This window comes from Stieleria sp. (genome assembly GCF_041595215.1).
Taxonomy (GTDB): Bacteria; Planctomycetota; Planctomycetia; order Pirellulales; family Pirellulaceae; genus Stieleria; species Stieleria magnilauensis.
Window position 1 is genome coordinate 1 of the sequence record NZ_JBFHKV010000190.1, and the last position, 10,059, is coordinate 10,059.

The 10,059-nt window shown below is 59.5% G+C and carries 8 protein-coding genes; 5 read left to right on the plus strand and 3 right to left on the minus strand.

Going from position 1 to position 10,059, the window contains the following annotated elements:
* A partial coding sequence (locus ABX749_RS09820; RefSeq protein WP_372895820.1) for an NAD-dependent epimerase/dehydratase family protein occupies nt 1–1,056 on the plus strand: 1,056 nt, incomplete at its 5' end.
* Nucleotides 1,043–2,137: a dihydrodipicolinate synthase family protein gene (locus ABX749_RS09825; RefSeq protein ID WP_372895821.1), complete on the plus strand. Its 1,095-nt coding sequence runs from the start codon at nt 1,043–1,045 to the stop codon at nt 2,135–2,137. The genes ABX749_RS09820 and ABX749_RS09825, both read left to right, overlap by 14 nt.
* Before the next feature lie 46 nt (nt 2,138–2,183).
* Here the strand turns inward: ABX749_RS09825 and ABX749_RS09830 are convergent, their stop codons facing one another.
* Nucleotides 2,184–3,158 carry a hypothetical protein gene (locus tag ABX749_RS09830; protein WP_372895822.1) on the minus strand — a complete coding sequence of 325 codons (975 nt, stop codon included), beginning with the start codon at nt 3,156–3,158 and terminating at the stop codon, nt 2,184–2,186.
* Between the two features lie 123 nt (nt 3,159–3,281).
* Between ABX749_RS09830 and ABX749_RS09835 the strand changes: the two genes are divergently transcribed.
* The 3 genes from ABX749_RS09835 to cydB all read left to right on the plus strand — a co-directional run bounded on the left by ABX749_RS09835 (nt 3,282) and on the right by cydB (nt 7,041).
* Entirely contained in the window at nt 3,282–4,319 is a 1,038-nt protein-coding gene (locus ABX749_RS09835) for a hypothetical protein (protein WP_372895823.1), read from the plus strand.
* Nucleotides 4,320–4,540: 221 nt separating this feature from the next.
* Nucleotides 4,541–6,013, plus strand: a complete 1,473-nt coding sequence (locus ABX749_RS09840; protein ID WP_372895826.1) for a cytochrome ubiquinol oxidase subunit I — start codon at nt 4,541–4,543, stop codon at nt 6,011–6,013.
* Nucleotides 6,013–7,041: a cytochrome d ubiquinol oxidase subunit II gene (gene cydB, locus ABX749_RS09845; RefSeq protein WP_145220566.1), complete on the plus strand. Its 1,029-nt coding sequence runs from the start codon at nt 6,013–6,015 to the stop codon at nt 7,039–7,041. Before ABX749_RS09840 ends, cydB begins: the two co-directional genes overlap by 1 nt.
* Before the next feature lie 7 nt (nt 7,042–7,048).
* Here cydB and ABX749_RS09850 read toward each other — a convergent pair whose 3' ends face one another.
* Both ABX749_RS09850 and pilM read right to left on the minus strand, forming a co-directional pair.
* Nucleotides 7,049–9,238 carry a DUF1559 domain-containing protein gene (locus ABX749_RS09850; RefSeq protein ID WP_372895824.1) on the minus strand — a complete coding sequence of 730 codons (2,190 nt, stop codon included), beginning with the start codon at nt 9,236–9,238 and terminating at the stop codon, nt 7,049–7,051.
* 20 nt (nt 9,239–9,258) lie between these two features.
* Nucleotides 9,259–10,059 (minus strand): pilus assembly protein PilM (gene pilM, locus ABX749_RS09855; protein WP_372895825.1); only part of this gene is annotated, 801 nt, incomplete at its 5' end.

Consider the following 10,059-nt stretch of genomic DNA (forward strand, 5'->3'; position numbering starts at 1 on the left):
TCACCGCTCATGAATTCGACCCACGGCCTTCCCGACGTCATCGAAGACGAATCCCAACTCGAGGAACTCCTGATCACGCCGTCGGCGGAATTGATCGAGTGGGCCGCAACGCTTTCGGGAAGCCTCGTGATCCTGGGAGCCGGTGGCAAGATGGGGCCGACTCTGGCCGCACGTGCCCAGCGCGCGATCGATCAAGCCGGGGCCGCTGCCCAGGTCGTTGCGGTCAGTCGATTCTCCGATCCGGTTGCCCGCGACTGGCTCGACCAGCGGGGCGTCAAGACCGTGGCTGCGGACCTGCTTTCGCAAGACGCATTGGACGAATTGCCCGACACCGACACGGTCATCTATCTGGTCGGCTCGAAATTCGGAACCCGACAAAACCCATCGCACACCTGGGCCGTCAACACGATCGCGCCGGCCTGTGCGATGCGGCGTTATCCCCAGTCCACCTTTGTCGCGCTCTCGACCGGAAACGTCTATCCGTTTACACCCACGGACCAAGGCGGGTCGCGTGAATCCGATCCTTTGGAGCCGGTCGGCGAGTATGCGTATGCGGCGGTCGGACGCGAACGCATCTTCGATCATTTCTCGCGCGTCCACGGCACGCCGGTCGCCATGATCCGATTGAACTATGCGACCGATCTGCGCTATGGCGTGCTGACCGATTTGGCACTGAAGGTTTTCCGCGGAGAGACGATCGACGTAACGCAAGGCTACTTCAATTGCATCTGGCAAGGCGATGCAAATGACTTGATCCTACGCGCCGTCCCGCTGGCCCAATCGCCGCCGCGACCGATCAACTTGACCAGCCTGGAAACCTTTTCTGTCCGCGAAGTCGCCCAGACGTTTGGTCGATTGATGAACCGCGACGTCCGGTTCAGCGGTCAGGAATCCGAGACCGCTCTGCTGAGTAATGCATCCCAGTGTGCCGAGCGGTTGGGCGCACCGCCGACGCCGATGGAGCGGGTGATTCAATGGACCGCCCACTGGGTCCGCCAGGACGCTCCGTTGTTGGGCAAGCCGACGCATTTTGAGGTTCGCGATGGCGCCTTCTAAGGGGATGCAACAAAACGCGCCGATGCCGCCTGAATGGGCGATGCAATCGATTCGCAGCGGCATCGTGATCCCGGCGCATCCTTTGGCGCTCGATGCCGAGGGTAACTTCGACCGTCGCAGCCAACGCGCACTGACTCGCTACTATCACGCGGCTGGTGCCGGAGGTCTGGCGGTCGGTGTCCACACGACCCAATTCCAAATTCGCGAGCCCCAACACAATCTGCTTCGACCGGTGCTCGAGCTTGCCGCAGAGACGGCTCGTGATCTGGATGCCGCCGGCGGCCGACAGACCGTTCTGATCGCCGGGATCTGCGGCCAGACGGACCAGGCGATCGATGAAGCCCGGCTGGCTCGAGATCTCGGCTATCACATCGGGTTGTTGTCGCTGGCCGCCTTGCCGGATGCCAGCGACGATCAGTTGATCGAGCATTGCCGGGCGGTCGCCGAGCGGATTCCGATCTTTGGGTTTTATCTGCAACCCGCGGTCGGCGGGCGAGTGCTGTCGGTCGATTTTTGGAGGCGCTTGGCGGGCATCAGCAACTTGGTCGGGATCAAGATTTCGCCCTTCGATCGATACAAGACGCTGGATGTGGTTCGCGCGGTTGTCGAGTCCGGACGCGGAAACGACGTCACGTTGTACACCGGCAATGACGACGCGATCGTCCTGGACCTGCTGACCGACTATGAAATCCGGGTCAACGACTATGTGAAACGAATCCAGATCGTCGGCGGCCTGCTCGGGCACTGGGCGTGCTGGACCCAAAAGGCGGTCGAATTGCTGCAGACGTGCAAGAGCGCCCGGGGGGCCGATCAGATGCAACGCGGGTTGTTGACGCTGGCGACGCAGGTCACCGATTGCAACGCCGCACTGTTCGACGCCGCCAACGGATTCGCAGGCTGTATCGCCGGCATCCAAGAGGTGTTGTATCGCCAGGGGCTGTTGTCCAGCCCTCGGTGCTTGGATCCCGAGGAATGTCTCTCGCCGGGTCAACGCGACGAAATCGATCGTGTGTGCGATGCCTATCCACATCTGATCGACGACGAATTCGTTTCGCGAAACCTGAAGGCTTGGTTGCGCTGACCCGCCGTCCTTGTGGGAGAGGCTGGGCTCTTCTCCCCAATCACCCTCACCATACGGCGACGACTTTCGCCGACTCTCCGATCGCCGATTGAATCCAGTCCAGGAAACGATCCAAGGGCTGGCCGATGCCTTCGCGGAACTCCGTCACTTTGCCGCCGACTTGCATGCACGCCGCCTGGTCGCCGAACCGCCACGCGGATCCCGAAGTGCCTCGTCGGAACGTGTCTTCGGCTGAGCGTCCGACTCGAATGCAGTCATCCAGAATTCGCGATCCCAGTCGAAAGCCGTCCGGAAAGACTTCTTCACCGGTAAACGCCTGCTCGTCACCCGGTGGGAACGTGCGGCCGCGACGATGCCGCATCGCAGCGCGGTGAACTTGGCGAACACTCATCAGATCGATCGGCGGCGGGTCGTTGTTCTTGATCAGCTCGCAACATTTCAGTTTCTCTTCGATCTCAGCCGGCTTGCCGACAATCACCATCACGGCCACGTCGAGATGTTCGCCTCGGGCAGCTGCTTTGAAGCGTCGGCATTGAAACGCGGTCGTCGCATGGACGCGGACCGAGCAGGTGCGCAAGGACGTGTCGTCATACAAGTGGCCGACGGTGGCGAATCCCCATTTGATTTCGCCATCGATTCCATTCCAGCGCAGTAACAATCCGCTGGCTGCGTCGCGTTTCCCGAGTTTGACGCTCGCCGCGGTGGGAACATAATCGCCGAGCGACTCGACATCCGATCGAATCACCAACAAGTCGAACTTGCCGTCGCTGCGTTTGAGTCTGATTTGAAAGTGCGGCGGAACCCGTTGGGCAGGGGCCACACGTCGACGTTTGCGGGGCAGATAGACGCGCAGGGCGAGCTGCCATCCGAAGGGTTTGCCACCGCTGTACTTTCGTCCGATTCCGATTTCGCTGGACTGTCCGGTGATCGCTTTGACGTGGCGTTTGGCGGTCGCGACCACTCGCCGCCACTGATCAGGTGTGAGTTCGTCGTATCGCTTGATCGTTACCGCTGGCATCATTCGTTCAATCCCATCAACCGTTCTGACAGGGTGACCACAGGCTGCGGGTGAACCGCGGGACCCCCAGTCCCGATACACCCCCCGTGGGAACTTACTTTGTCGTACCAAGGATGGGAGACAGAAATGCGTCACAAATCTCTGCCCGCCGTGCTGTTGGCGGTCGGCCTGTTGGCGATGGTTGGAAGTCTGGGCTGCACGCCGCGTGTCCGGATTCGTGCGGCGCCCGGCCCTGACGACACCGGCATTCGGTACTATCGCCCAAAGCCGTATCTGCGGATTGAACCGGGCGGCAGCGTGGTGACCGAGGGCAAGGTTTCGACCACACGGCCGAGCGATGAGTTCGTGGCCATCTCGCTGGAATACCTGCCGGATTTCTCTGAAGAGTATTCGATCGACGTGCGTCCCGGGCTGGGATCGGCCCACGTCTCGGTCGGCTTGACCGATGGTTGGAATCTGACATCGCTGAACCAAGAGCTTGATTCGCAGTTTGACGAAAACGTCAAAGCGATCGCCGACTTGGCCAAGGCGGGAACCGGTTTTCTTCCCACGGCCGAGGACTCCGGCGGCGGCGTGCCGGGAAGCTCGCAGAAGTTTGTCGTCGCGGCGACCAACGTCCCGATCGGGTACTACGAATCGGTGATCAGCAAAGACGCGTGTGGCAAGAAACGTTTGTACGGTTGGCGATACGTCGGTTTCCTGCCGTTCAGTCCTTGTCCGACCGAGATGTGCGGTGCTCAGCAGTTGGCTTGCGGTTCGGTCCCATCGGAACTGTTCGGCATCGTGTTTGACAACGGCGTGATGACGTTCAAGCGTCTCGATGCGATCGGTGAAGTGGCCGACACGACGCGACAACCGGTCAGCACGGGGCAGTTCGTCGTCAGTGCTTCGCGGCAAGAGAGGCTGGACGCTTTGGCCACGGCCATTCGGAAAGCGATTCTGCAAAACGAAGGCATGGAAGCCAAGGTGCACGTGACGCAGACCCACGACGCCATGACCGTCCAGTGGGACATCGAATTGCTGGGGGCGATGACCAAGGCGACGACACGAGAACGCTTGATCAAATCGCTCGTCCAGCACGAAGCGGTCGAGCAGGCGCTGCACGATCTGGGCGATCCGATTCCGACGGTCATGCCGATCACGGGACTGCCGGGGCAAGAGTGACTGGAGGTCATGCGGCGCGTGATGGCCGTCCGGTGGCGGCGCTTGGAAACGCGTTGACGGACCGGAGGGCTTGCGCCCTGCCGCTAACAGATAACGGATGGTGTGAGCGGAACGGCGCGAGCCGTCCGGTCGCGGCGTGCGACAATTGACCGGCTGCACGTGGTGGGTGCCCAGGCCTAGAATTCAGCGTCGCAATCCTTCTCATGTTTGAGAAAACCATCATGATGGACGTCGAACTTCTTAGTCGACTGCAGTTTGCCGGAACGATCATGTTCCACTACTTGTTTCCGCCGCTTTCGATCGGTCTGGGGCTGCAGTTGTTCTTGTGCGAGTTGGCGTATGTCCGCACGGGGCATCCGGCGTGGGAAGCTGCGGCTCGATTTTGGACGCGCGTCTTTGCGGTCAATTTCGCGATGGGCGTGGCGACCGGGATCGTGATGGAGTTCGAATTCGGAACCAACTGGGCGGCGTACTCGCGATTCGTCGGCGATGTGTTTGGGTCCGCGCTTGCCGCCGAAGGCATTTTTGCGTTCTTCTTGGAGAGCGGATTTCTGGCGATTCTGGTGTTCGGCTGGGACCGCGTCGGTCCGAAGATGCATCTTTTCAGCACCTTGATGGTGTTTCTCGGATCGGTCTTTAGCGCCGTTTGGATCGTGATCGCCAACAGTTGGCAACAGACTCCGGCGGGCTATCACATCGTTTGGCAAGAGATTCAGGGCCAAAGCATTCCCCGCGCCGAAGTGACGGATTTTTGGGCGATGGTGTTTAACCCATCGTCGGTGGATCGTTTGACGCACACCCTGCTCGGGGCGTTGGTGCTGGGCGCCTTCTTCGTCGCGTCGGTGTGCTCGTTCTATTTGCTCAAGCAGCGACATGAAGACGTCGCGCGGCGTTGTCTTTCGATTGCCCTACCGAGTGCGTTGGCGTTCACACTGCTTGCCGCACTGACCGGTCACGACTCGGCCCAGAAATTGGTCGAAACGCAACCGGCCAAGCTGGCTGCGATGGAGGCGCATTTTGAAACGACCGACCAGCCCACCGGGCTGTATTTATTCGGCTGGCCGGATGCGGAAAACGAAACGGTTCACTTCGGTGTTCGCGTGCCTTGGTTGCTCAGCTTGATGGTCTACAACGATCCCGGCAAACCGGTTCCGGGCATGGATCAGATTCCCGAATCCGACCGCCCGCCGGTTTGGCTGCCGTTTCAAATGTTCCACCTGATGGTCGGCTTGGGCACGATGATGATCGTGCTGGCGGCGTTGGCGTGTTGGTTTTGGTTTAAACAAACGTATCAAAACCATCGCTGGTTGATGTGGTCGATCGTGTTGATGCCGCTGGCGGCGATGACGGCCAACCAGGCCGGATGGATCACCGCCGAAGTCGGACGGCAACCCTGGATCGTGCACCCGTCGGTTCAAAACGGTGTGGAAATGATGGGATTAAGAACCAAAGACGGGCTGAGTGAATCGGTGACGGCCGAGCAAGTGCTCAGTTCGATCGTCTTGTTCGCCGTCATCTATTCGCTGTTGTTCGCGGTTTGGATCTTTGTGCTCAACCACAAGATCCAACATGGACCCGAAAGCATCGAGGAACTTGAATCGCATAAGCGGACTCGCAGCGCATCGAAACTGTCGGATCAGATCCGTCACGGAGGCACAGGCCGTGGCGGCGGACTCATGGACGAGGAGTTGTGATGAGCTACGACACGATCACGTTGGTCTGGTTTTTCCTGCTCGGTGTGTTGCTGACCGGGTACGCGATCCTGGACGGATTCGACCTGGGGGTCGGAATCCTGCATCCATTCATCGCCAAAGATGATCGCGAGCGGCGGTTGGTGATGAACTCCATCGGACCGCTGTGGGACGGCAATGAAGTCTGGTTGGTGACCTTCGGCGGGGCGTTGTTCGCTGCGTTCCCCAACGCGTACGCCACGGTGTTCAGCAGTTTTTACGCCGCATTCCATTTGCTGTTGACGTGTCTGATCGGCCGGGCGGTCAGTTTGGAATTCCGTTCCAAGGTGCATTCGACCGCTTGGCGACGTTTTTGGGACACCGGATTCTTTCTCTCGTCGATCACCGCGGCGGCTCTGTTAGGAATCGCCGGCGGTAACGTGATGGCCGGCATGCAAGTCGGCCCGATGTTCCGATACGAGGGCGGGTTGCTGGACCAGTTGTACTGGTATCCGTTGCTGGTCGGGGCGCTCACCGTGTCGTTGTTCGCGCTGCACGGGTCGATCTATCTGTTTCTTAAAACAGAAGACGAGCTGCAGCAGCGAGTACGCAGCCGGATCCTTCCACTGTTTTATTGTTTTGCGGGACTGTATGCGGTGGTCACCATCGCCACCTGGTTGCACGTCCCGCACGCGACCGAAACGCTGACCCGGCATCCATGGTTGTGGATCGTTCCGGTGCTCAACGCGTTGGCGGTGTTGAACATTCCGCGGGCGATGCATTTGGGCAAACCCGGCTACGCGTTTTTTACTTCGTCGATGGTCATCGCCGCGTTGGCGTCATTGTTCAGCGTCGCGATCTTCCCCAATTTCGTGCTTTCGACGATCGATCCGGCGTACAGCGTGACGCTGGAGAACGCCCGCAGCAGCCACCAGACGCTGATCACCATGCTGTGGATCGCCTTGATCGGTATGCCCTGCGTGGCCAGTTACACGATCACGATTTACTGGATCTTTCGCGGCAAGGTGCAACTGGATTCGAACAGTTATTGAGTCGGCATCAGTCGTCGTCATCGTGGTTTCGGCGCGCCACGCGTCCGCCTTTGGCGGCGATCGAGGTGAGGCTTCTGGTGAGATCGACGCCGATTTCATCAGCCAGTTGAATGCACAACGCGATGGGGCTGCGGGCATCCGATTGGTCGGCTTCTTTCAAACGGTTTTCGACGTGAATTCGATCGAGCGACTCGGGTAGTCGCACGATCGATTGGGAGTACCACATCACCGCACGATCTTCGGCGCCTTGGCGGTAGGCGCCGGATCCGCGCCGGCTGAGTTCCCACCAGGCGTCACCGAGTGCGACTTGATCGATCGCACGCGATGCCCCGCGGAGGTCCATTTTGACGACTTCGACCAGATCTCCGCCGGTGCCCTCGGCAATCAGGGGCAGCCCGGTTTGCCAATCCCCTTTGATGAAGCACAGGAAGCTACCGAAGGCGGCCCCTGCGGCGACGTCCTCGGGGTTGGTGCGAAACCGCTCCAGATCGTCGACGGATTGGTCGTACTCGCGTTTCGCCGCGCCGAGCTGTGTTCGCAGACGCGTCAACAAACGCGAAACCTTGTCTTCGCGATTGCTTGAGGTGAATCGGTTCGCGATGCGCGCGACGGAGCTGGCCAGCATGTATTCGTTTTCGCGAATGCCCGCATAGATCACGGGAATCGCCCGTTTGAGAATGCCGTCACCCTTGACGATGCTCGCGTCGCGGCTGGCGGTTTCTTCGCCAAAGGCTTGAATCCATTTCAAGTTCTCGCGAAACGAGTCGACTTCGAATCGGGCCACGCGTTGATCGATGGCTTTGATCAACAGGGTTCCGTCATTGGATTCGATTGCCAGCCGGAGCGCGGCCTGTTGTAGCGCAAACGCGCCGGACGGATCGGCTTCCATGTCCTCGGCAAGGGCGACGAATTCCGAAGCCAGCTTTCGTTTCTCGTCGGCGCTCTTGGCGTGTTGGATCTTGTCGCGGAAGATTTCTCGCAGCTTGTTTTGGGCAGCGGTGAGTTCGATCGCCGAGGGAACGGGTTCTCGTGTCATCGTCGGGTCGTCGACCATCAGCGGCAGATCGATTCCCATGTCGACTTGCGGTCTGATGATGTCGTCGGCCGTTTCGGCGACTTGATCGGGTGTGAGGGACGCTTCGGGTTCGGGGTCGTCTTCGGCTTGTTCGACCGTGATTGCACGATGGATGTCTCCGGCGCGAAGCGCGTCACTTTTGTCGTAGGTCATCGCCTGAAAAAGCTTCGCGTCGCTGAGTCCCTGCTCAAGTAGCACAGGGAAGCCGTTGGCCCAGAGGGCGAAGGTCCCATCGACGCGCAGTTTGCCCAGGTAGGGGCTCATCTTCATCGGCGACTTGGGATCGAAGTCCTTCGGTTCGGTCCAGTGGACGGCGTGCGCGTCATTGACCTCGACCAACATGATGGTGTTCTCGGGGCCGTCATCGATCATCGCGGGCGTGAGCGCCCTGTTTTCGCCAAAGATGAAGGCGGAATCGACCGGCAGCTGGTAGTTTGTCTTGACGTCAAAACGCTCGGGTGAGACGAAGGCATCGGGGATGTACTGCAGCAGGTCTTTGTTGGGTGGCATGTTCCAAGCGCGACTGAAGTCAAACTGCTTGTACAATTCCTCGTGACCCAGGTAGGGCAACAATTCGACTCGCCACGAAAGCGTCGGGACTCCACCTGAATTGGTCGTGTAAGACTTGGGGTAATGCCCCTTATCATCCAGGTACAGGGTCAGCGCTTCGTTGATCCGTTGCAGATTGTCAAACGCTCTTCGTCGGCGCTCGGCAACGGTCAACTCGGTATCGGGTTGGCGTTGCGAGATCGGTCGGATGCCGATCGTGTCTGTCAAACTCGTTCGGTCATCGGATTCATCGGATTCGCTTTCGGCGATTTCTTGGGTCGGTCTGTCCTTCGGCAGCGACGACGCGACACTGGTGTTCACGATTTGCGGGCGCGGCTTGGCAGCCACCGGATCTGCGACGGGATCGGCAGCCGTTGCCGGCTTCTCGGCGGCGTTCTGACTGGCAACCTGCTGGTTGGCGGTTCCGCCAGCGCGATCCCGTTGTGCATGCTTCAGGAACAGGTCTTGCTGACTTTCGCCACATCCCTGAATCAGGCCCAGCAGACAAATGAAGGCTGCATAGCGGAACGATTTCGGCATGTCGTCGGTGCTGCGTTGCGTTGAACCAGGCACGGTACTCTCTCTTTGAACGTCTAAATGTCGCATAGAATTCGCTTGACCCAACCGTGTGTCAGGGCTCCACCGCCACAGCACCAAGTTTGCTGGATGTCGAATTCGTCGTGTTGTTCGCATTGGTCACTGACCAGTTTGGACAGCCTTCCGCGCATCTCATCGATTCGATGTTCGACTCCTTCGAATTGAGTTGCCGGATGCTCCAGAGACGCGGGGTTGCGTTTCAGTGTTTCTGCCTCGGAGTGTGTCGTTTTGGTGGCTCGGCTGATCAATCGAGTGAATTCATTGCCGCCCGATTCGAAGGACCAGAACCAGCACGACACGCTGCTGACGATGATCGCGATGGTCATTTCCGCGCCACAGTCAAACAGAGCCACGGTCGGCAACTTCCCGTCCGCGCGGTCGTCGGTTTGATTCCGTTCCAACCGCTCGGCGAACTCAAATGCGGCAAAATTCATCAGGGCGATCGGCGTCGCTTGCAAACCGCTGACGGGCAAACCGGCCAAGCTGAGATTCTCGAGATAGCGATCAACGAACTGCTTCTTTGCCGCTGACACAAACGCCGGGCGTCCGATCGCAGTCAATTCGTCTTCGGGAAGGGGGGCAATCCAACGCACGCAAGCCACTTCGTCCAGCGGCAGCGGAATCCGAGACTCCACCTCCTTTTCGAACAGTCCTTTCACTTGCTTGTCGGCGATCGGGGGCAATTTGACGAAGCGTGAAACCAGCTCGCGGGCAGGGAAACTGACCCAGACGGGCGTCGATTCGACATCGTGCTGGTCCATGAACGTTGCGATCGCCGTCCGAATCGATTCGTCCAA